Here is a 22,128-nt window from a genome sequence, read left to right as displayed (position 1 = left end):
TTCACACGGGTAACGGGCGGACGGCGGAACAACGCCTTCCGCCCGTTGACGCGCGTTAACCCAAATATGATGCTTAGGGAACACCCAACCGAAAGGATGACCCGTTTATGAATCGTTCCACCTCAGAACAGCTGTATCAGGAAGCGCTCCAGCATATCGTCGGAGGCGTCAACAGCCCCTCCAGATCCTTTAAAGCGGTAGGCGGCGGAGCACCCGTCTTCATGAAGCGCGCCTCCGGCGCCCATTTCTGGGACGAGGACGGCAACCGCTATATCGATTATCTCGCGGCCTTCGGCCCGGTGATCACCGGGTTCGCACACCCGCATATTACAGCCGCCATCACGAAAGCCGCGGAGAACGGTGTGCTGTACGGAACCCCGACGGCGCTGGAAATTACCTTGGCCAAAATGGTCAAGGAAGCCATTCCGTCGCTGGACAAGGTCCGGTTCGTCAATTCCGGCACCGAGGCCGTCATGTCGACGATACGGGTCGCCCGGGCGTTCACCGGCCGAAGCAAAATCATCAAGTTCGCCGGCTGCTACCACGGCCACTCCGACCTGGTGCTGGTTGCCGCGGGCTCCGGCCCGTCCACGCTGGGCATCCCGGACAGCGCCGGCATCCCGGTAAGCATCGCGCACGAAGTCATTACCGTGCCGTTCAATAACCTGGACGGGCTGCGCGAGGCCTTGAACAAATGGGGCGACGATGTCGCCGCCGTCATGGTTGAGCCGATCGTTGGCAATTTCGGCATGGTCATGCCGAAGCCCGGGTTCCTGGAAGGCATGTGCAAGCTGGCTCATGACAACGGCTCGCTCGTTATCTACGACGAGGTGATTACGAACTTCCGCTTCCACTACGGCGGCGCGCAGACTTACGCCGGATTGGACAATCACGAGCAGATCGCGCCCGATCTGACGGCGATGGGCAAAATCTTCGGCGGCGGTCTGCCGATCGGCGCCTACGGCGGCCGCAAGGAGATTATGGATCAGGTCGCGCCGCTCGGACCGGCCTATCAGGCCGGCACGATGGCGGGTAACCCCGCGTCCATCTCGGCGGGCATCGCCTGCCTGGAAGTATTGCAAGGTGCAGGCGTTTACGAGGAAATGGAGCGGCTGGCCATCCGTTTAACAGGCGGTCTGAAAGAGTCGGCGGACCGGCACGGCATTCCGCTGACGATCAACCGCATCCGCGGGGCCTTCTCCACCCACTTCTGCGATCATCCCGTCACCGACTACGAGGAGGCCCAGGACACCGACGGCGAAGCGTTCGCCAGCTTCTTCCGCCATATGCTGAACCGCGGCATCAATCTAGCCGCCTCGAAGTATGAAGCGTGGTTCCTGACCACGGCTCACACCGATGAAGACATCGACGCTACGCTGGAAGCGGCGGAGGACTCCTTCCGCGCGATGAAGGAAGAACGATAAGTACCGCAAGCTGTGAAAAAACGCCGTTCAAATGCAGACGCTGTCGCCTTTGAACGGCGTTTTTGTGTCCGGCCGTCCAGCACAAGGGCGGCAACCGTCCGCAAGGCTGTGGGCAGACCAGCACAGCGAATGACCCACGCGCATTACCCTTCGCTATCCCTGGCTTCCGACAGATGAACGCGTAAAAACGACCGTCGCCCCGGTTAGGAAAGCTACGGCCGCCTTGCTTAATAATTTACTCCTTTTTCTGAAAATTATTCATTCCGTAATCATTTGGTTTCAACCTTTACTTCTCTTCCCGGTCGTACAGGCTGCGGATGGCTACGCCCTGCGGCAGCTTGAACGGATTCTCTTTATTGATCCGGTCGTAGAACATCTTTCCGTCAAGGTGATCCATCTCATGCTGGATGATGATCGACGTGTAGCCCTTGAACCGGAGCTGGACCTCTTTGCCCGCCGCAAGGTCATACGCTTTTACTTTAACCGAGTCATATCTCGGCACGAAACCCTGAATCGGCCGGTCTACCGACAGGCAGCCTTCGCTTTCCGGCAAATAGACCATCGCCAGGGAATGGCTGACGATTTTGGGATTGACCAGGGCATGCTCGATGAGCGTGCCATTTTCATCCTGCGCATACATGACAAACATCCGCTTGTTCAGCCCGATCTGATTAGCCGACAGACCCACTCCGGAACGCAGCTTATACTTGGCGGCCATCTCCTCATCCTGGCTGTTCTTCAGGAACTGAAGCATGCAGAGCAGCGTTTCCCGGTCCTCCTCCGTCAGAGGCAGCTTAACCGGTTCGGTGACGATTCGAAGCGCCGGATGCCCCTCTCTTACAATATCGTCCATCGTAATCACATAATCTTGCGTAAACTTTGCATCAGACACCGTTTTCTCCACCTTTGCTTCACTTGATGAACTATTAATACGCGCTTGCTTAATCATTAATTAAGGATTGATAAAAGCGGTACGCAGCTGCGCGCTGTACTCAACATCGAAGCCCAGGCCAGCGGCGAGTGCGGCCAGAGGCAAATACGTCTTGACTTCCTTGCCTGTCTTTTGCAAAAAAGCCGGGCTGTCTATCGCAATCTTGCGCCCGTCCGCCTGTATCGTCTTCGAGCCGATCGTAATCACGACCGTCCGTCCGCCGTATACAATGGTCGCGCTTGACGTCTTGTTGTCCCATTTGCCGCTTGCGCCCATGGCCTTGAGCACATCCGCCAGCGCTAGGAAATTCTGGCCGCTGCGGACGATCGGTTTATTGGGCGTGTTCAGCTCCGTGCTGTTAACGACAATCGTCATCGGCCGCTGCGAGGCGGAGGGAGTCAAGAAGGAGCTCGGTACACGGTAGTCGCCCCAAACCATTTCGGCGAACACCTTGGCAATCGTCTCATAGCCGAGCTGAGTCGGGTGGAAATCGGAGCCTGAGATAATATGCGTCAGAGACCCCTCCTGGCCCGCAAACCGCGAGGCCGCATGAGCGACCAGTACGGGGGCCTCGGCGCGCGTCACGTTTGCGGCCAGATTGTCGGCCGCTTGCGTAAAGCTTGCTGCAGCACCCATCAGCTTCGCATAGCTCTGGCCGGCATAAAGCTGCGGAACGGGCTGATATTGGTCGGCAATGATGATCGTCGCATTCGGATTCATCGCTCTTATGTTCTCCAGCGCAGCGGTGACATTGGTCGTGTAAGCGGCCAGCAGCTCTTGTACGCGGGCCTGCAGATCGTCATCCGACATATCCTTGGCCTGCACCAGCAGACTGCTCACATCATTGCCGCCGATAGTGATTGTAATCAGTTTGGCTGCGGCAATATCGGCCTTGGTCTGCGCGGACTTGGCCGCAAACGAGGCCAGGCGCGGATCGGCGATGCCGGGCTGGATGCTGTCCGCCGTAATGGCCGTGCCATCCTTGATCGCCGCCGTATAGCTTCGAAGTCCGGCGGTCTTTAGCCCCAGAATGCCGTAGTTTCCTAGCGCAGCGCGCTTGCCGTGAAACCAAGCCTGCTCCAGCAGGCGTTCCGCGTAGCCGTAGGGCTGGGAATTCATATTCATACCCGGCTCATAGCCTGCCGTAACGGAATCTCCCAAAGTCACGATTCCGACTTCATCCAGCTGCGGCGTCTGTGCGGCTGCTGCCGAAACCCCTTGGGCTCCAAGACCCAGCAGCATGGCTGCGAGCAACAGGAAGCTTGTGGAAGTTATCCATTTTTTCAGCGAATCGATCATTTTATCCCTCCAAGTCTGCATTGATTCTTTCATTCTATCATTCCGTTTCCCGTAAAGGTAGAGACGGCGCGCAACCGAAAACAGCCCTAAAAAAGGGACTTGGGCTCCGCAGCATAATGAAGAGCGCTCGGGTATTCTTGGCATAAAACGGATTAAAAAAGAGCCAAGGTTCCACTCCACCCCGGCCTTGACTCTTTCTCTTTTTATGATATTGCGCTCCTAATCGCCTATTGGTTCGCCGCCTGCGCTCCGGTCTTTCCACTCACCGCCGCCAGGGGCTTCCTTCCGGTCTGCCGCCGATTCGGGAGGAACAACATTCCGCTGTTTCTTCTGCGTCCGTTCCAAGTATTTATCATACCGGTCATCAAGCTCGCGTGCCATTTCCCGGTACCGGTAAGTTTCCTCCACAATCGGATCAAGCGAAGTCTGAATACGGATTTCGTATTTAGGCGATATTTGGCGAAGCTGCCTCGCTTCACGTTCGTTCTGTTCCAGCTCGCCCCCGGTCAGCATTTCGCTTAAGCGGCGCTCCAGATCTTCCTTCTCGTTCATAGAAGCCAGCCTCCTCCGCGCGTACTAGAATCCGGTCGCTCCCGCTTCCTTAAGCGAAGACAGGATATCATCATGAATATGCCCGTTACTGGCTACGATGTGGCGAGTGCCGATATGGTATGGGTCGCCCAGCGTATCGGTGACCTGGCCGCCCGATTCCTTGACCAGCAGCACACCTGCGGCGCAGTCCCAAGGACTCAGGCCCACTTCATAGTAGCCGCTGACCCGCCCCGCGGCCACGTAGGCCAGATGCAGAGCGGCCGAGCCTCCGGCGCGGATGCCGCGGACTTTCGGCAGAATGTTCTGAAAAGCGGCCAGGTTAGCCGGCTGCGAGAACTGCCGGTCCGGCGGAAAGCCTAGCGCAATCAGGCTGTCGCCAAGCGAAGCTTCCGATGAGACGGCCGTCTTGACGCCATGCACGTATGCGCCTTTGCCCTTTTCGGCCACGAACATTTCATCGCGCACCGGATCGTAAATGACACCAACCGTCAATTCGCCGCGTACGGCAAGCGCAATAGACACCGCGTAAAAAGGGAAGCCGTGGACAAAGTTCGTTGTTCCGTCCACCGGATCGACGATCCAGAGGTACTCATGCTCTTTCGCTTCCTCAAGCGCGGCGGTCACAGCATCGGCACCCGGTTCAACTCCCTCCTCGCCCAGAATGGCGTGTTCGGGATAATGCGTCAGTACAAGTCTGCGGATCATTTGCTCCGCTCCTTTGTCCACTTCCGTCACCAGATCCTGAGCCGATGACTTCGTTCCAAGCTCCTTTACCGTCCCCTGTCTGCTCTTGATATACTCCCCGGCTTTGGCGGCCGCGTTGATGGCTACCGCCGTGTACCCCTTGCTGGATACGACATAGGGCTCCCGCTCATTACTGCTATTAGGATTTAAAGAACTCATCTCTTCACTCCGCTTTCTTAAACTTGATAGCCGGGGCGTGAGATCCCTTCGCAGCTCGCGGGGACCGCCGTCCGGCCCGCTTGCTAACCTCCGATGATGTGATATCCACCGTCGACATAGATCACTTCTCCGGTAATCCCGCGTGACAGATGGCTCATCAGGAACATGGCCGTATCGCCGACTTCGGCGGTATCGGTGCCGCGGCGAAGCGGCGCTTTTTCTTCCACGATACGAAGAATCGAGTTGAAGTCGCTGATGCCTTTGGCCGCCAGGGTGCGGATCGGTCCGGCAGAAATGGCGTTCACGCGGATGTTGTCCGGACCAAGGTCGCTTGCCAGATAGCGAACCGAAGCTTCAAGCGCGGCTTTGGCCACGCCCATGACGTTATAATTGCGCATTACGCGTTCCGAGCCCATATAGGTCATCGTAATGATGGACCCGCCCTCGGTCATGAGAGGATGCAGCCGCTGGGCGACCGCTACCAGTGAATAGGCGCTGATATCATGCGCCAGAGCAAAGCCGGAACGCGAGGTGGCGGCAAAGCGGCCCTCAAGATCCTCGCCTTTGGCGAAGGCTATGCTGTGGACAATGCCGTGCAGCACGCCGAAGCTTTCTTTCAGTTCCTCCGCCAGCTTGTCGATATCCTCGTCCACCGTCACGTTGCACGGCAAAATCACCGAACCGGGGATGGTCTCGGCCAGCTTGCGCACCCGGCCTTCCACACGTTCGCTTTCATATGTAAAGGCCAGACGCGCCCCCTGTTCAGACAGGCTCTTGGCAATCGCCCAGGCGATGCTGCGGTCGTTCGCCACGCCCATCACAACTATATTTTTTCCGGTCAGCAGTTCTCCCATTTCAAATGCTCCTTTAATTGTTAAGATATAGGGTAAACCGAGGTTTCCTTCAACGTACCGCATTTGCGGCCACTTATCAAGTCAGTAAGGCTATAATCTATGCCTCAATGCTGATGCTTGCTCCGTCCAGCACGGTAATCCGGCTCCCTGCGCCTTCCATTCCTTTCAGCGTCTCCATCAGCTCAAACAGCGCTCCGTCCTTCGCCTTGGCTTCGATCATCACATCCACCGCCGCCGTATCCGCCGCAATCCGTTTCAGAAAGGCGAGCAGCGGTGCAGGTTCCACGCCATCGGCATGGCTGCGGGGATCGGAAGGGCTGCGGGGGCTGGACACGTGGATCTTGGGCGGAAGCAACTGGTCTTTGGGGACGTCCTTCAAGGCCAGCGGCGTCTGCCAGGTCCGGCTGATTTCAGGCCAAAGCTCCCAAGGAAGCTCTCCCTCGTTATTCACCCATTGATGATGGATATCGAGGACCATCGGCAGGCCGAGTGTCTTGCAGACTTCCAGCGTCTCCACCGCATTGAACGTCTTATCGTCGTTCTCAAGCGTGATGCGTTCCTGCAGTTCCGGCGCAAGCTCCCGAAAGTGCTCCACGAACCGCGCAGCCGCTGAAGGCTTATCTCCGTAGGCGCCTCCGATATGAATATTGTTCTTGGCCGTTGCCGGAAGATCCATTGCGCACAGCATGTCCGTATGGTGCCGGAGGTCACGGACGGAACTGGCCAGCACCTCGGGCCTTGGCGTACTCAGCACGGTAAAATGATCGGGATGAAAGGACGTCCTCATCCCGTTCTCCTTGATATACCTGCCAACCTCGGCAAAATCATCGGCCAGTGCGGCAAAAGGGTTCCAGTCCCGCAGCTCCGGATGCGTGGCCAGAGGGACCAGCTTCGAGGTCAGCCGGTAAACTCTAATATCCGATGCCCGGTTATGCCTCAGCAGCCGGAGCGTGTTGTGCAGATTGCCCCTGGCGATCGACTCAAGGCGGCGAACCGCCGCCTCGCGGTCTTCCAGCTTGCTGAACGAAGCCATCGTCATCGTCTTGGACGGCGAACAATTTTTAATAACGGTGGACATCGCGACATAACCGAAGCGGACGATCATTCCCGCTCCCCGAAGAACATCTCGTCAGCAAGCGCCGTCTGTACTCTGGACTCTTCTTCATTCAGCTTGCGGACCAGTTCCATCTCGACCGCGGTGACTTCGCGGCCCTGAAAGTTGATCTCCGCGATGGACGCCGAGATTTTGACGATGGCCACGGCAACGTTGTCCGGCGTATAAGCAATAACCTTCTGTCCGGTCGGAAAGATGCGGAACCCCTGCTTCAGCATTTTACAGCGTCCGTATTCCAGCAGTTCGTACAATTCCTGCTCATTCTTGAATTTGCAGACCGAATTAAATTCCGTTTGAAATCCCATAATACCTTCTCCTTTCCGGCCGGATGATCCGCCTATTGTCTATTATTGCTCGTTATCGTATTTCAAGCCCTGCTTGAGCTCATACCGCTCGAGCGCCAGCGCGATCATGCGGTCCAGCAGAGCCTGGTAGGATACACCCGTCTCGCGCCACAGCAGCGGATACATGCTGAACGGCGTAAAGCCGGGCATGGTGTTGACTTCGTTGATCAAAATTCTGCCGTCGGATTTGCGAAGGAAGAAATCGGCTCGTGTGATGCCGCTGCCTTCAATGGCTCGAAAGGCGGCCAGCGCCAATTCCTGCAGCCGGTCGGCCGTCTCGGGATCGACGGGAGCCGGAATCAGCATTTGCGACTTGCCGTCGATATATTTGGCCGCATAATCGTAATATTCGCCGGAGGAGACGATTTCGCCGGGAACGGATGCCTCCGGCTCGTCATTGCCCAGCACACTGACTTCCAGCTCACGCGCCTCGACGAACTCCTCGATAATCACCTTCGTGTCGTAACGGAAGGCGGTCTCGATTGCTTTGATCAAGGCCTCCTTGCCTTCGGCTTTGGAAATGCCGACGCTGGAGCCCAGATTGGCGGGCTTTACGAACACCGGGTAGCCGAGCTTATCCTCGACCTCGATGATCAGGTCGTGGCTCTTGCGCTTCCATGTGCTTGCGTTAAAGTAGCAGTATTTGCACTGATCCAGTCCCGCCTCTTCAAACAGCTTCTTCATAACGACTTTGTCCATGCCCGCCGCCGAGGCCAGTACCCCCGCTCCGATATAAGGGATATTAGCCATCTCGAACAGCCCCTGAATCGTCCCGTCTTCCCCGTTCGTGCCGTGAAGCAGCGGGAACATCACGTCGACCACTCGTTCCCCGCCGTCCAAGCCGCTGAATACGGCGTTCAGCGCCTTGCCCGTATCTGCGGACTCTCCCTCCAGTTTAAGCTGCTCCAGCCGGCCGAAAGGGGCCTGAAGCTTCTCCCCAATCTTCCATAGCCCCTGTTTTGAAATATAAAAAGGCAGTATTTCATATTTATCGTAGTCGAAAGCGTTCATTACGGCAAAAGCGGTCTGCAGCGATACTTCATGCTCCCCCGATTTGCCGCCGTACGCCAGACCCACGGTCAGTTTTGCGTTATCCATTCCTTAACCTCTCTCCGAATTATAAATAGTCGTAAATGTGAAAAAAACGATAAGCCGTTCTGTCGGTCCAGGCATAGGAATCCCGGTAGTCCCAATAGCGGTGGCGGCTGGGAACCGTATGCGCGTTGACAAGCGGCATGCCCCCCGCGTCAAACGCCGTAATGACTGTGCTGTGCTGATAGCGGCCGTCTCCATCCCAGTCATATTGAATGACGTCTCCAAGCATCAGCTGCTCGGGACGTTCCATAATTTGAGCGCGCAAGCCCCAGCTGCGCTCCCCGTCCAGGTAGCGGCGGAGACTGTCCGAGACCGCCCAGCTGTAGCTCCACCCTTCCTGTCCGCCAACATAGCCTTTGTACCACCAGCCCGTTTCTCTTTTACCAGTATAGTTGATCGGTGCTCCCCCTGCAAAGAGACATTGGGACACATAATTGGTGCAGTCCACGGCGAACGTTTCAAATTCAGGGTTATTCTCGTTCCACCACCGGTCCGCGTAGGCCGCCGCGTCTTCCCGTCGGTAACGGACATCGCGTGCGGAAGCGGAGAGCACCCTGCGGCTCAGCAGCGGACTCGGGAGAGACGGCTGGCCGAACGCCTCTTCAAGGCCGTGGATCTCTACGTGAGAGGCTCCACCCCGGCTTCTCCGGGAAACCTGCTCCGGAATGTCACGCTCCACATGGGCCACGATCCACCCGGCTTCCCCTTTCGCGTTCACAAAGGTCAAACGCTCCCGCTCCACTTTGTCTTCACGGTGCATGATCCCGCCTTTTTCATAGTAAAAAGCGCTGTGCAGGGCGACTTCCGCTACGATATCCCCCTCATCCCGCTGCGCGGCCCGCAGCAACTTGACCCCCGTCTCGCAGCGCCGGGGCGTAATCCCTCTGTCCTCGTACCATTCGGCAATCCCCCTGCCGCGCTCATGCTGCCCAAGCCGGAGGCCAAGTTCGCTCAAGGCCCCGGTAAAGACCTCCGCTTGGGGCACCACCCTGCTTTTGTTGCATTGATCAACATATATATACAGACTTTTCTTCCATTTCTGATCCATTGCCCATTTTCGCCCCTTTCCGCACAGATACCAAATTTCACCGCACTTACGCGTTACCTGCAAAAGACTCCGAAAAGCAAGTTTCGAAGCCGGAGGCTTCGCCAGGGCAGTATGCTGCCGTACTATATATATGAGGCAGAGCGGGCGGCTATACGGACAATAACCCCACAAAGTGCAGTCTTGGCGGGAGCCTCGCTCGCATAGGTGCTTTGCAGGCGTCTCTGATGTTTAAACTATCAATAACAAACGACAGCACCGTCCTTCAGGGGCGTCATCCGTTTGTTTACCGCAGGAATATTAGGCCGATAATAGGCGGGAAGCTTATCATTCTTAAATTTGAGCGAACCGGAGAACCCGGGCCGAAGGGATGCTGATTTTTCGAATAAAATGAAGGAAAAAACTTTACTCCCCCTCCTGTAACCGTTATACTAAAAGGCAGATATGAATATGAAATGGAGTTTCAACAGATGAAACAAGGAGGCAAATTCATGCCAAGCAAGGATTCTTTCAATCTGGCCCGCTCGTTCACGTCGGGCGGCAAAACGTACCGCTATTATGATCTTCAAGCCCTTCAACAGCAGGGCCACGGCAATATCTCATCCCTTCCTTTTTCCATTAAAGTGCTGCTTGAGGCGGCCGTCCGACAATTTGACGGAAGAGCCATTACGGAAGAGCATGTCAAACAGCTTGCCGGCTGGGCAGGCGACATCGACCGCGGGAAGGAAATCCCCTTCATTCCGGCGCGGATCGTGCTGCAGGATTTCACCGGCGTACCGGTGGTAGTAGACCTCGCGGCCATGCGCGACACCGTGAAAAAAGCCGGCGGGGATCCGAAGCAGATCAACCCGCTCGTGCCGGTCGACCTTGTAATTGACCATTCCGTTATGGTCGACGCCTTCGGCACCAAGGATGCGCTGGAATACAATATGAACGTTGAATTCGAACGCAATGAGGAACGCTACCGGTTTCTGCGCTGGGCGCAGACGGCATTCAATAATTTCCGCGCGGTTCCTCCGGCAACCGGCATCGTGCATCAGGTCAACCTGGAGTATCTGGCTTCGGTGGCAGCCACGAAGACGGAGGACGGCGAAACGACCGTGTATCCTGATTCGCTGGTAGGCACGGACTCCCACACGACGATGATTAACGGTCTCGGCGTGGTCGGCTGGGGCGTCGGCGGCATTGAAGCGGAAGCCGGCATGTTGGGGCAGCCGCTCTATTTTGTGACCCCTGACGTTATCGGCTTCAAGCTGACGGGCAGCCTGGTGGAAGGCGCTACGGCAACCGATCTGGCGCTGACCGTTACCCAAATGCTGCGCAAAAAAGGCGTGGTCGGGAAATTCGTCGAATTTTACGGCCCGGGCCTCGCAAATATCAGTTTGGCCGACCGGGCGACGGTCGCCAATATGGCGCCTGAATACGGCGCGACGATCGGCTTCTTCCCGGTGGACGATGAGACTCTCTTCTATCTGCGCAGCACGGGTCGTCCCGATGAGCTGGTGGATCTGGTCGAGACGTATTACAAAGCCCAAGGTATGTTCCGCACGGCGGAAACGCCGGACCCGGCATTCACTGATACAATTGAGCTGGATCTTGCCTCGGTCGTGCCGAGCTTGGCTGGACCGAAGCGTCCGCAGGACCGGATCGAGCTTACGCATATGAAAGAGAACTTTGAAGGCATTATCCGTACTCCTGTCGACAAGGGCGGCTACGGCCTGAGCGATGAGAAAATTGCGCAAAAGGTCGAGCTCCTCCACAACGACGGAAGCAAAAGCGAGCTGAGCACCGGCGCCGTTGTTATCGCGGCGATCACAAGCTGTACGAACACCTCCAATCCGAGCGTCATGCTTGGCGCCGGTCTGCTTGCGAAGAAGGCCGTCGAGCGCGGCCTGACCAAGCCGGGCTATGTCAAGAGCAGCCTGACGCCGGGTTCGCTGGTCGTCACGGAATACCTGGAAAAGGCAGATCTGCTGAAGCCGCTCGAGGCGCTCGGCTTCTACGTGGCCGGCTACGGCTGCGCCACCTGTATCGGAAACTCCGGCCCGCTGCCGGATGAGGTCGCCCAGGCGGTTGCGGTGAACGATATGACCGTGGCTTCCGTCATTTCGGGCAACCGAAACTTTGAAGGACGCGTACACGCCCAGGTTAAGGCGAACTATCTCGGTTCCCCGCCGCTGGTTGTGGCCTATGCGCTCGCGGGCACGGTCAATATCGACCTGCAGAACGATCCGCTCGGTTACGACACGCTCGGTGAGCCGGTATACCTGAAAGACATCTGGCCGACCAGCGCCGAGATTCGCGAAGCGATTCAATCGTCGGTCAGCCCGGAAATGTTCCGCAGCAAATACGAGAACGTCTTTACGGCCAACGAACGCTGGAACGCGATTCCCGTGCCGGAAGGCGAATTGTACGAATGGGATGAGAATTCGACGTACATCCAGAACCCGCCGTTCTTCGAGCATCTGGCCGACGGACTTGGCGACATCGAGGATATTAACGGTGCGCGCGTACTCGCCTTGCTGGGCGATTCCGTAACGACCGACCATATTTCGCCTGCCGGCAATATCACGGCGTCCGGTCCTGCTGGCAAGTACCTGAGCGAGCACGGCGTTGAGCGCAAGGACTTCAACTCCTATGGTTCCCGCCGCGGCAACCATGAAGTTATGATGCGTGGAACATTCGCCAATATCCGGATTCGCAACGCCGTCGCTCCGGGCACGGAAGGCGGAGTTACCACCTTCCTGCCGACGAACGAAGTAATGCCGATCTATGACGCTTCCATGCGCTATCAGGCAGACGGACAGAACCTGGTCGTTATCGCGGGCAAGGAATACGGTACGGGCAGCTCGCGCGACTGGGCGGCCAAAGGCACGTTCCTGCTGGGCGTCAAAGCCGTCATCGCCGAGAGCTTCGAGCGGATTCACCGCAGCAATCTCGTCGGCATGGGCGTGCTGCCGCTGCAGTTCCAGGAAGGCCACGGCTGGAGCAGCCTGGGGCTGACAGGCCGCGAGACCTTCGATATTACCGGACTCAGCAATGAGGTGCAGCCTGGACAAGAGCTGACAGTTACCGCCACCCGCGAGGACGGCACGAAGTTCGACTTCCCGGCAATCGCGCGGCTCGACAGTATGGTCGATGTCGATTACTACCGCAACGGCGGCATCCTGCAAACGGTGCTGCGCCAGATGCTGGCGGATGCTTCTCCTGCTGCCGCGACGGCGGAGTAAAATAAGGAACGGTGCGGGGCATGTCCCGAAAGCCTCTCGAGCTTCTCACCCGCTTTACCGGATGAGCTGCCGATAAATCAGAGTGTAAAATAAACGAACCCATGCTCCACTTTATTATCAGTGGAAGATGGGTTCGTTTTTTTAAGTGCAGGGCTTCAAATCACCCAATCCCAGGTGAATTCCTGCGGGAACTCTTGCGGCGCCTGGCCTTTGATAATCAGTTCCGGGTTCTTTACGGTTACTTTCGCGCCGGCAGGCACGGACTTGAAAATGGAAACATTGCTGCCGATCACCACTCCTTTGCCGATGACGGTATCCCCGCCCAGAATGGATGCGCCGGAATACACCGTCACATCATCCTCAAGCGTCGGATGGCGCTTTTTCCCATACATCAAATGACCCTCCCTGAGCGACAAGGCTCCCAGCGTCACCCCATGGTAAACTTTTACCCGGTCCCCGATCACCGTTGTTTCCCCGATTACCACCCCGGTACCATGGTCGATAAAGAAGGAATTGCCGATCTTCGCCCCGGGATGGATATCAATTCCTGTGACGCTGTGCGCATATTCAGTCATAATCCGGGGAATGAGCGGGACAGACAGCACTTCCAGTTCATGGGCCATACGGTAAATCCCTACCGCGAATAAGCCGGGATAGGAAAAAATGATCTCGCTCAAATCATTGGCCGCCGGATCTCCATCGAAAGCAATTTGGGCATCGGTGGCCAGCACGCTCCGAATCCGCGGGATTTCAGCCAAAAATTGATGGATGATTTCCTCCGCCTCCGGCTTTACCTCTTTAGAGGAATGGGAATCCTGGCCCCTTCGGTACAGCAGAGAGCGGCCAATCTGATCAGACAGTTTCTCCTGAATCTGTATGAGAACAGACCCAATATGATACTCCATCGTCTCGTCATTCAATTCCTGCTTGCCGAAATAACCGGGAAAAAGCAATTCCCAAAACAAATGTATGCTCTCAATAACCCGCTTGCGGCTTGGAAGCAGCGAATAATCCAGCAAAGGATTAATCGGCCGTTCCCGGTAGCTGGCCGCAATCTCCGCAACGAGACGGTTCATTCGGTTGTCATTAATACTGCTCAAGACTCACCCTCCTTTACCCCTGCTTCAATGGCATCGTCCGGCGCCGGAAATGATAAGGAATGGACTGCGGCCTGTGCGCCGTTCCCGATACGCTTTCAGCTATGTTTCAGCTTCAACAGCACAGACACCAGGGCGTCAATTTCCCCGCAGGTGTTATATAGTGCCAGCGATGGCCTTACCGCGCTCTCAAGCCCGAATCTGCGGAGAATCGGCTGGGCGCAGTGATGACCGGAACGAACGGCGATCCCTTCATTGCTAAGAGCCTTGCCGACCTCCTCCGTCGTATACCCTGAGAGAACGAAGGAGAGTACGCCCGCTTTTTCCTTCGCCGTGCCGATGAGCCGAAGGCCAGGGACGCGGGAAAGCGATTCTATGCCGTACTCCAGCAGGAAATGCTCATAGCGGTTAATAACATCCAGGCCGATTGAGGAAACGTAGTCCAACGCCGCACCAAGCCCGACCGCGTCCGCAATATTACCGGTTCCCGCTTCAAAACGGGCCGGGGCCGGGTGAACAATGGTCTTCTCGAACGTTACATCCACGATCATATTGCCTCCGCCCTGGTAGGGACGCATGGATTCGAGCGCTTCGGGTTTGCCATAAAGAACGCCGATTCCTGTGGGACCAAATACTTTATGACCCGAGAACACGTAAAAATCGGCATCCAGTGCCTGAACGTCCACTTTCAAGTGGGAGACGGCTTGCGCGCCGTCAACCAGCACTTTGGCACCGTAACGGTGGGCCAGACTGACCATCTCCGCCACCGGAGTAACCGTACCCAGCGCGTTGGATACATGGGTCAGGGAGACGAATTTCGTCCGGGAGCTCAGCAGCTTCGCATATTCGTCCAGCAGGATTTGTCCGTTCTCATCGACCGGCGCGACGCGCAGCTTCGCCCCGGTCTCCTCGCAGACCAGCTGCCAGGGTACAATGTTGGCGTGATGCTCCAGCCACGTAATGAGAATTTCATCATCTTTCTGCAAATGATGTCTGGCGTAACTGCTTGCAACCAAATTGATTCCCTCGGTCGCTCCCCGGACGAACACGATTTCCTTCGCCGAAGGGGCGTTCAGAAACCGGGCTGCCTTCTCGCGGGCGCCCTCGTAAGCGTCCGTGGAACGCGCCGCAAGTTCGTGAGCGGCCCGGTGCACATTGGAATTTTCATGCTCATAATAGTACTTGATCCGCTCGATAACCTGCCGGGGCTTGTGGGTCGTCGCGGCATTGTCCAGCCACACCAGATTTTTGCCGTTCACCTTCTCCGTCAGAATCGGAAAATCCTTCCGTACCGCGTTTACATCAAACGACCCGAAAGATAGTGAAGGTGCCGAAACGGCGAAAGGAGCTTGGCTGCCAGACAAGAACTCAACCGACGGAGCATAGCTGCCCGGCAAAGAGCTTGTCCCTAGATTGTCCGATTCAAAAGCACCGGGAATCGCCCGCAGAAAGTCCGCCTCGGTCCATAATCCATTGTACGATTGCCCCGCTGGAGAAATCTCCTGTACGGAAGGAGCAAAGGTTGGAGGCGAAGGAACCGTATTATGAACCGATGGTGCAAATTCCGGAGCGGCTGAAGCGGCCGCAGCCGCTTCCCCAGATGAAAACTCCGGAAAGTATGCACTCGCCAGCGCCGCCAGGACGGAGGGGTCCGGAAGGGATGGCTGATTGTTATTCGTAGTCATAGTAGTTACCTACATCCACATCTTCCAGCACGCCTACCGCGTCATCCGCAAGAATAGCAACGGAGCAGTACAAGGAGAGGAGATACGAGCCAATGCCCTGCTTGTCGATACCCGTAAAGCGGACCGAAAGCCCTCGGGACTGCTCGCCTGGAAGACCGGTTTGGTACAAACCGAGCACGCCCTGCTTATTTTCTCCCGTGCGAACAAGCAGAATATTCGTTTTACCCGCCTGGCCTTTCGGGTTCTTATGACCGTCGACGAACAGCTTGTCCGTAGGAATAATAGGGATACCTCTCCAGGTCAGAAAATGCCCGCCGAAGATCTGAACCGTTTGCGGCGGAACGCCGCGTCTTGTGCATTCCCGGCCGATGGCCGCGATGGCCCGCGGGTGGGCCAGGAAATAGGAAGGCTCTTTCCACACCTTGGAGATCAATTCGTCCAGATCATCCGGCGTCGGCGCACCGTTGCGCGTTTGAATGCGTTGGGAAGCCGCCGCATTTTTCAAAAGACCGTAATCATCGCTATTGATGAGTTGGCTTTCCTGCCTTTCCTTGATGCTCTCAATGGCAAGCCGCAATTGTTCCTGAATCTGGTTGAAGGGGCTGCTGTATATGTCCGACACGCGGGTATTGACGTTGATAATCGTCGAAATGGAGTTCAGCACGTATTCGCGCGGGCTCGTACTATAATCGACAAAACCTTCGGTAATGTTCGATGTATCGCCGGTGCTGCACAAAATATCAAGCGGCGTATCGCCTTCCTGCACTTTGTTAAGCCGGTAAATCCCGGTTTCAAGCCCCTTCCATTCGAACAGCCTCGTGATCCAGCGCGGTGTAAGAGAATCGAATTGCGGTGCGGATTTAGTAACATTTGCCAGTTGATAAGCTGCCGACGAACCGAGCGCCGGTACGGCCAGATTGCTATTGTCTTGTTCGGCCATAGTAAATCCCCCTTAAAAATAAGATATTAATGAAAAATATATAATATGGCCCATATGCTCGCGTGTATCAAGCGCAATGATTCGGCAATGGGCCTACTATAAGAGTGTTATAAGGCAGAAATGCATTAGTACTGCGCAATCCGGGGATCTATTTCCTGAGCCCATGCGTTCATGCCGTCTTTCAAATTCAGCAGTCTGCCGGTATAGCCGGAATCCCGCAAAGTACGAATCGCCATCACGCTGCGCTGCCCGATTTTGCATATGACAACCGTATCCCGCTCGGGATCAAGCTCCGCTTTCCGGCGAACGATCTGGCCGAAAGGAATGGCTTTCGTTCCTGGCAGCTTCCCAATTGCAAGCTCATGAGGCTCCCGGATGTCAAGGATTTGTACCTGCTCCTCGTTTTCAAAGCGTTTTTTCAGCTCGACTGCCGTAATCTCCTCGATAGGCTCTTCTTCGGCAGGCTTCTTCAAACCGCAAAATTCTTCATAGTCAATAGGGGATGTAATGGTAGGATGTGTACCGCAAATGGGGCAGTTCGTGTCTTTGCTGAGCTTAAGCTCCCGAAACTTCATCTTCAGCGCATCGAACAACAGCAGTCGATTGATTAGAGGTTCACCTTTGCCAAGGAGCAGCTTGATCGTTTCATTCGCCTGAATACAGCCGATGATGCCGGGAAGAACGCCGAGTATGCCGCCTTCCGAGCAAGTGGGGACAAGTCCGGCTGGAGGCGGCTCCGGATACAGGCAGCGATAACAGGCCCCTTCCTGCGCATAGAACACGCTGACCTGCCCCTCAAACCGGAATACGGAGCCGTACACGTTCGGCTTTCCCAATAAAACGCAGGCGTCATTGACCAAATATCTTGTCGGGAAATTATCCGTTCCATCCACGACCACATCGTAATCCTTGATAATGTCGAGGGCGTTCTGACTGGTCAGTCTCTGTTCGATGGCAATTACGTTTACTTTCGGGTTAATGCTCTTGATCCGATCCTTCGCGGATGCGATCTTCGGTCTGCCGATATCGCGCGTACCGTGAATAATCTGCCGCTGCAAATTCGTCTCATCCACGAAGTCAAAATCGACAATGCCGAGCGTCCCGACACCTGCGGCGGCCAAATACATAGCGATCGGCGCGCCAAGTCCCCCGGTTCCAATCAGCAGAACCCGGCTTTTTTTGAGGATGCGCTGCCCTTCCACGCCAACCTCCGGCAGAATAAGGTGACGGCTGTATCGGGTAATTTCGTCTTTGGTCAGTTCGGGAAGACCGTCAAGGTCCGGGCTCCCGCCTCCTTCCGTTGCCGCCGGCGATCCGCCGGCAATGGAAGGCACAAGCATTACGTCGTCTCCATCCGACAAGGCTGTCTGCAGGCCGTTTTTTTGCCGGATGTCCTGTTCATTCACATAAATATTCACATAGCTGCGCAGCTGGCCCTGATCGGTAAACAAATGCCGCCGAAGATCGACAAATTGTTCGGTTAGAACAGCCAACGCCTCTTCAACCGTGGCCGCCTCCACGCCGATTTCCGACAAACCGTCCGTAAAAGAGCGCAGGGCGGTAGGAATAAGCAAACTTACTGTCATATAGCTAATCCTCCCTAATAATGGTTTCAAAATGGAACGCGGAACGGTCACTGTTCAGTTCCCAGGAAGTCAATTCTCCCGCCCGCCTTTGTTCGACTGCAACAATCAGATAGGAGTACGTCGGCCAGGCATGCTCCAAGTCGAACGCGGAGGGAAGCGCGGGATGATCGGGATGAGAATGATAGAACCCGAGAACATCCAGCTTATGCTTTCGGGCGTACAGCTCGCTTCTCATGATGTCTTCCGAGGTGATGAGGAAGCGGTTATGTCTAGCCTGCTCTTCCCGCGAATTGGAAATCGGAAGCAGCTCGCTTACTGCCTTCGTCTGATCCTCGCCCAATTTCCCGAACACAATACCACAGCATTCGTGCGGGTAATCCTCCTCAGCGTGTTTATTGATTTGATCGATATGCTCTTGCTTCAGATGGATCATGTGGCATCTCCCCTTGTCCACAGCTCGTCGCTCAAATATCGAAGCCCGCTGTCGCATAGAATGGTAACGACGACTGAACCGGGAGGAACGGTCGCAGCCAGCTTCAGTGCAGCATACACATTGGCCCCCGAGCTGATTCCGACCAGCAATCCCTCTTCCCGCGCCAGCCTGCGCGTCATGGCGTAGGCTTCCTCGGTTTCAACCTCAATCAGCCCGTCAGCTACCGTCTGGTCGTAAATTCCCGGCTTAAGCGTCGTCGCCAGGTGCTTCATTCCTTCCAATCCATGCAGAGGCGAATCGGGCTGCATCGCAACGGTTTGGATCGCCGGATTAAATTCCTTCAATCTTCTGGAGGTCCCGATAAAGGTTCCCGACGTACCCATGCCGGCGATAAAATGAGTAACCTTATGATCCGTCTGTTCCCAGATTTCCGGCGCGGTCGTCTCGTAGTGCGCTTGCCAGTTCGCATCATTGTTGTATTGGTCGGGATAAAAATACCGGTCGGCCTCAAGCTCCGCTATCCGCTTGGCTTCAAGCTGCGCGCCATCCGAGCTTTGCAGCGGGTCCGTCTCGATAATTTCCGCGTGATAAGCCCGTAGAATCCGCTTGCGTTCGACATTCGCATTACCCGGAAGGCATAGGGTCACTTTGTACCCGAGAGCCGCGCCGATCATTGCGTAAGCAATACCGGTATTGCCGCTCGTTCCGTCGATGATGGATTTCTCCTTGGTCAATTGCCCCGACTGGATTCCTTGCAAAATCATGGCCTTTGCAGCACGGTCCTTGACCGAACCGCTCGGATTAAGCTGCTCGGCCTTCACATACACGCTCACGTCCGTTCGCCCCAGATCCTCCGTCACATTCACAAGACGTATAAGCGGCGTATTGCCGATAGATTCAATAATCCTGTATTGGTTATTTGCCAATGTGAAGTCCCCTAACCTGCTGGCTCTTTCGCCAGTTTTTCCCCTCAATACTATGTCCAACTATTCCGAGCAATATTGTAGGATTAACTTGATCTCATTATAGCAGTTCGACATTTTTCTGTCTAGCCGCTTCTTTGAAAAAAAAGACATTTTCTCCTTGGAATAGACAAGCTGCAAAACTCTCCTGTTGAATTGATCTGTCCACGGCCGGTATCCTCCGTTACTTGATGCCGCTGGCAGAGGTAAAGCTTCGCATACAAAAGGCGCGGGTTTCCGATGTTCGGACCCGCGCCTTTCTTTTTTAGGTGACAGTATTATTGAATCGGATAAGCAGTAATTGAGGCTTTGCCCGAGTGATATTCCAAAAAGTAGCTTATCCCCGCCGCCGCGCTGTAACCGGCAAACTTTGATTTGCTATTGCCCGGCCAGGCTTGATTCGTTACAATCGCCGCTCCATTTGCCGAATACAAGGACCAGGTATGCTCTGCCAAATCTCCTACAAATAACTGATTATTAATGAACTCCGTCCGCCAGCCTGAGAGATTGCCTTTGTCGGCGAAAATCCCTTCAAGAATTTTGTCTTTAATTCCTTTATCTATATTAACTAACTGATAATATGGCTGAGTATCTGCCGCGTCAGGCCGAGAGGCATTGGCAGGAACAGGCTGGTACACATAAGAAGTGGTTATTGCCAGATTCCCTCCGCTGAATTGAAGGTTAACATCTGTATTAAAATCTTTGAAGAGGAACTCTTTTTTGGAATACAAGTTCACCGTTTTTATATAATAATCTTCCGTCATAATGCCTGAATCAATATACTTTATTGCTAAATAAGGATAGCTTTTGAAATCCCAGTCCCACACACTGACACTTTCATACCCTTTATCCACAATCTTGGCGTCATAGCTGACGCTCGGCTTTTTCCAAGGATACTGATACAGATTGAAAGCATCTAATCTTTGAACCATAATTCTTTCATTCGCTTTTCCTACAGGAGCAACCCATTTGATCTTATCCCCGTCCTTAAGGCTTAGCGGAATTTCTGATTTGGAGAGAACGGCTCCTTGATAAGAAAACACGGTTTTCGAGATCGCATTGCGGCTTGTCTTCTTCAGCAGCACAATCTTTTCAGACTGTTTAACCACTTCCACATCCAACATCGAAGAAGCGCCGTCTGAAAGACTCGTAAATTCATTTACTTTTAAATCAGCTAATAGCACTTTCCCCGCTGTACGGTCAATCAAAACGGCCGCATGATCGCCGGCAGCAAGGATGTCCGTAGAATCAAGGCTTGGGGACAAACCCTGATTAGCGTAAGCGTAGTTAGAAAATAGAATCGTCGCTAGAATGATGGAGCAAAAGTAAGCTAATCTTTTCATCATAACCTCCTGCTTGACCTAAGATTATATGTAAATCTCTCTCCCTTTGACAATGTGTTCGCCGCTAATATTTTGAGAAGTGATCTTGGTGTCCGCAACTAGCAATCATTGTATCCCAATTTATGTAAAATATCCATGACGCAAATGCACTATATAACGCTGCATATGTGAGAATATAACTGATAAGAACTTGCTGGATTTTAAAAAAGCCGGCGGCAGTTTAGGACTTCACGTTCACGTCCAAAACTGCGCCGGCTTTTATTTTAGATGAATCAGCTCACCATAAGCCCCATTTCCGCCGCCGCTTCCTTCAGCACACCCGCGTATTCGACCAGCGTCTCGCGGGAAAGCCTGCTGACCGGCCCGGACAGCGACAAGGCGGCTGCCACCTCTCCGCTTCGCCCGATGACGGGTACGGCGACGGCGGCCGCGCCCGGCTCGCGTTCCTCAAAGCTGGTCGCATAGCCGGCCCGCAGCACTTCTTTCAATTGATCCGCATACCCTTGGCGGTCAATTGACTGGGGCCAATCCTCGCCTTCCAGCAGCTCCCTTTGGACTTCGGGCGGAGCGGAGGCGGCCAGCACCTTGCTGGAAGCTCCCACCGACAGCGGCAGCCTGGCGCCAATCTGCGCCACGCGCCGGATGGCCTGATTGCTCTGTACCGCCTGTATGCGCACCCGTTCGAGTCCGTCCCTTAAGTACAGACTGACCGTCTCTCCGAGCCGATCGCGCAAGCGTTCCATCGCCGGCAGCAGCAGTGTGCCCGGGTTCTCCGAGACCGGCAGATGGGTCGATAACTCCCAGATCCGGATGCCGAGCCGGTATTTTTCCGTTGCCGGATTGCGACTGATGAAGCCTCTATTCTCAAGCGTGGTCAGCAGCCGGTGCACCGTGCTTTTGTGCAGGCCGATGTTCGCGGCAATCTCGGTCAGGTTCAAATCGCTGTCTCTTGTAAAACACAGCAGAATATCAAGCGCACGCTCCACGGCGCGCACCGTCAGCTTACGGTCGTCGTCCACGGGTATCTCCCTTTCATGTTTCACTAAATGAAACACGGTTACAATATTTATAGTCATTTCTATCTTAGCAAAAGTCTGTGAAAAGTCCAGCATATTTGGCCTGCCGGCAGGTCGGCGCCTCACTTTACAGTTGCATTACAAATGGCGCACATTCATTGACTTTGCGTTAACAGAACCCTACGATTAGATTTAGGAGTGCAAACGAATCCACTTTTCCGAAGCGAGTTTTGCTGAAGATATTAGCCGCAGACTTTACGCTCGCAAAACTTGGC

Annotated in this window: 19 protein-coding genes; 2 read left to right on the top strand and 17 right to left on the bottom strand. The window is 55.1% G+C overall.

Translation table 11 applies throughout. From position 1 onward, the window contains the following. The first annotated feature begins 107 nt into the window (after positions 1-107). Positions 108-1,424: a glutamate-1-semialdehyde 2,1-aminomutase gene (locus EH198_RS20700; protein ID WP_124697424.1), complete on the top strand. Its 1,317-nt coding sequence runs from the start codon at positions 108-110 to the stop codon at positions 1,422-1,424. A 286-nt stretch (positions 1,425-1,710) separates the two neighbouring features. Here EH198_RS20700 and def read toward each other — a convergent pair whose 3' ends face one another. The 9 genes from def to EH198_RS20655 all read right to left on the bottom strand — a co-directional run bounded on the left by def (position 1,711) and on the right by EH198_RS20655 (position 9,564). Further along, positions 1,711-2,277, bottom strand: a complete 567-nt coding sequence (def, locus tag EH198_RS20695) for a peptide deformylase (protein WP_246014490.1) — start codon at positions 2,275-2,277, stop codon at positions 1,711-1,713. A gap of 99 nt (positions 2,278-2,376) precedes the next feature. Next, the gene (locus EH198_RS20690; RefSeq protein ID WP_124697422.1) at positions 2,377-3,654 is read right to left on the bottom strand and encodes a stalk domain-containing protein; all 1,278 of its coding nucleotides are present in this window, start codon (positions 3,652-3,654) and stop codon (positions 2,377-2,379) included. Positions 3,655-3,873: 219 nt separating this feature from the next. After that, on the bottom strand, positions 3,874-4,206 hold the full coding sequence (locus EH198_RS20685) for a hypothetical protein (protein ID WP_246014487.1): 333 nt from the start codon (positions 4,204-4,206) through the stop codon (positions 3,874-3,876). 24 nt (positions 4,207-4,230) lie between these two features. Beyond that, positions 4,231-5,109: an inositol monophosphatase family protein gene (locus EH198_RS20680; RefSeq protein WP_124697421.1), complete on the bottom strand. Its 879-nt coding sequence runs from the start codon at positions 5,107-5,109 to the stop codon at positions 4,231-4,233. 83 nt (positions 5,110-5,192) lie between these two features. Then, entirely contained in the window at positions 5,193-5,963 is a 771-nt protein-coding gene (gene fabI / locus EH198_RS20675) for an enoyl-ACP reductase FabI (RefSeq protein ID WP_124697420.1), read from the bottom strand. A 97-nt stretch (positions 5,964-6,060) separates the two neighbouring features. Next, the gene (uvsE, locus tag EH198_RS20670; RefSeq protein WP_124697419.1) at positions 6,061-7,068 is read right to left on the bottom strand and encodes a UV DNA damage repair endonuclease UvsE; all 1,008 of its coding nucleotides are present in this window, start codon (positions 7,066-7,068) and stop codon (positions 6,061-6,063) included. Then, a complete protein-coding gene (locus EH198_RS20665; protein ID WP_124697418.1) occupies positions 7,065-7,382 on the bottom strand; it encodes a hypothetical protein in 318 nt (105 codons plus the stop codon). The genes uvsE and EH198_RS20665 overlap by 4 nt, the downstream gene beginning before the upstream one ends. 42 nt (positions 7,383-7,424) lie before the next feature. Next, entirely contained in the window at positions 7,425-8,519 is a 1,095-nt protein-coding gene (locus EH198_RS20660) for a D-alanine--D-alanine ligase (protein ID WP_124697417.1), read from the bottom strand. Positions 8,520-8,538: 19 nt separating this feature from the next. Next, positions 8,539-9,564 carry an amidase domain-containing protein gene (locus EH198_RS20655; protein WP_124697416.1) on the bottom strand — a complete coding sequence of 342 codons (1,026 nt, stop codon included), beginning with the start codon at positions 9,562-9,564 and terminating at the stop codon, positions 8,539-8,541. A 488-nt stretch (positions 9,565-10,052) separates the two neighbouring features. On the opposite strand from EH198_RS20655, the gene acnA reads away from it, so the two are divergent. Then, complete coding sequence (acnA, locus tag EH198_RS20650; RefSeq protein WP_124697415.1) at positions 10,053-12,791, top strand: aconitate hydratase AcnA; 2,739 nt, start codon at positions 10,053-10,055, stop codon at positions 12,789-12,791. A 155-nt stretch (positions 12,792-12,946) separates the two neighbouring features. Here acnA and EH198_RS20645 read toward each other — a convergent pair whose 3' ends face one another. The 8 genes from EH198_RS20645 to EH198_RS20610 form a co-directional block, all read right to left on the bottom strand. Further along, positions 12,947-13,891, bottom strand: coding sequence for a serine O-acetyltransferase (locus EH198_RS20645; protein WP_246014486.1), 945 nt, complete (start codon positions 13,889-13,891; stop codon positions 12,947-12,949). Between the two features lie 95 nt (positions 13,892-13,986). Continuing rightward, positions 13,987-15,573 carry a family 2A encapsulin nanocompartment cargo protein cysteine desulfurase gene (locus tag EH198_RS20640; protein WP_124697414.1) on the bottom strand — a complete coding sequence of 529 codons (1,587 nt, stop codon included), beginning with the start codon at positions 15,571-15,573 and terminating at the stop codon, positions 13,987-13,989. Then, on the bottom strand, positions 15,560-16,513 hold the full coding sequence (locus tag EH198_RS20635) for a family 2A encapsulin nanocompartment shell protein (RefSeq protein WP_124697413.1): 954 nt from the start codon (positions 16,511-16,513) through the stop codon (positions 15,560-15,562). Before EH198_RS20635 ends, EH198_RS20640 begins: the two co-directional genes overlap by 14 nt. A 125-nt stretch (positions 16,514-16,638) precedes the next feature. Next, positions 16,639-18,099 (bottom strand): molybdopterin-synthase adenylyltransferase MoeB, encoded by a 1,461-nt coding sequence (moeB, locus tag EH198_RS20630; RefSeq protein ID WP_124697412.1) that lies wholly within the window; start codon positions 18,097-18,099, stop codon positions 16,639-16,641. 4 nt (positions 18,100-18,103) lie between these two features. Then, positions 18,104-18,532, bottom strand: coding sequence for a M67 family metallopeptidase (locus EH198_RS20625; RefSeq protein WP_124697411.1), 429 nt, complete (start codon positions 18,530-18,532; stop codon positions 18,104-18,106). Beyond that, positions 18,529-19,458: a PLP-dependent cysteine synthase family protein gene (locus EH198_RS20620; RefSeq protein ID WP_124697410.1), complete on the bottom strand. Its 930-nt coding sequence runs from the start codon at positions 19,456-19,458 to the stop codon at positions 18,529-18,531. Before EH198_RS20620 ends, EH198_RS20625 begins: the two co-directional genes overlap by 4 nt. A gap of 314 nt (positions 19,459-19,772) precedes the next feature. Further along, positions 19,773-20,837, bottom strand: a complete 1,065-nt coding sequence (locus EH198_RS20615) for a hypothetical protein (RefSeq protein ID WP_124697409.1) — start codon at positions 20,835-20,837, stop codon at positions 19,773-19,775. Between the two features lie 272 nt (positions 20,838-21,109). Next, positions 21,110-21,856 (bottom strand): IclR family transcriptional regulator, encoded by a 747-nt coding sequence (locus tag EH198_RS20610; protein WP_246014485.1) that lies wholly within the window; start codon positions 21,854-21,856, stop codon positions 21,110-21,112. Positions 21,857-22,128: the final 272 nt, after the last annotated feature.

Origin of the sequence: Paenibacillus rhizophilus (assembly GCF_003854965.1) — a bacterium.
GTDB classification, from domain to species: domain Bacteria; phylum Bacillota; class Bacilli; order Paenibacillales; family Paenibacillaceae; genus Paenibacillus_AQ; species Paenibacillus_AQ rhizophilus.
The sequence above is the reverse complement of the archived record's forward strand: the minus strand, read 5'-3'. Positions and strand labels throughout refer to the sequence as shown.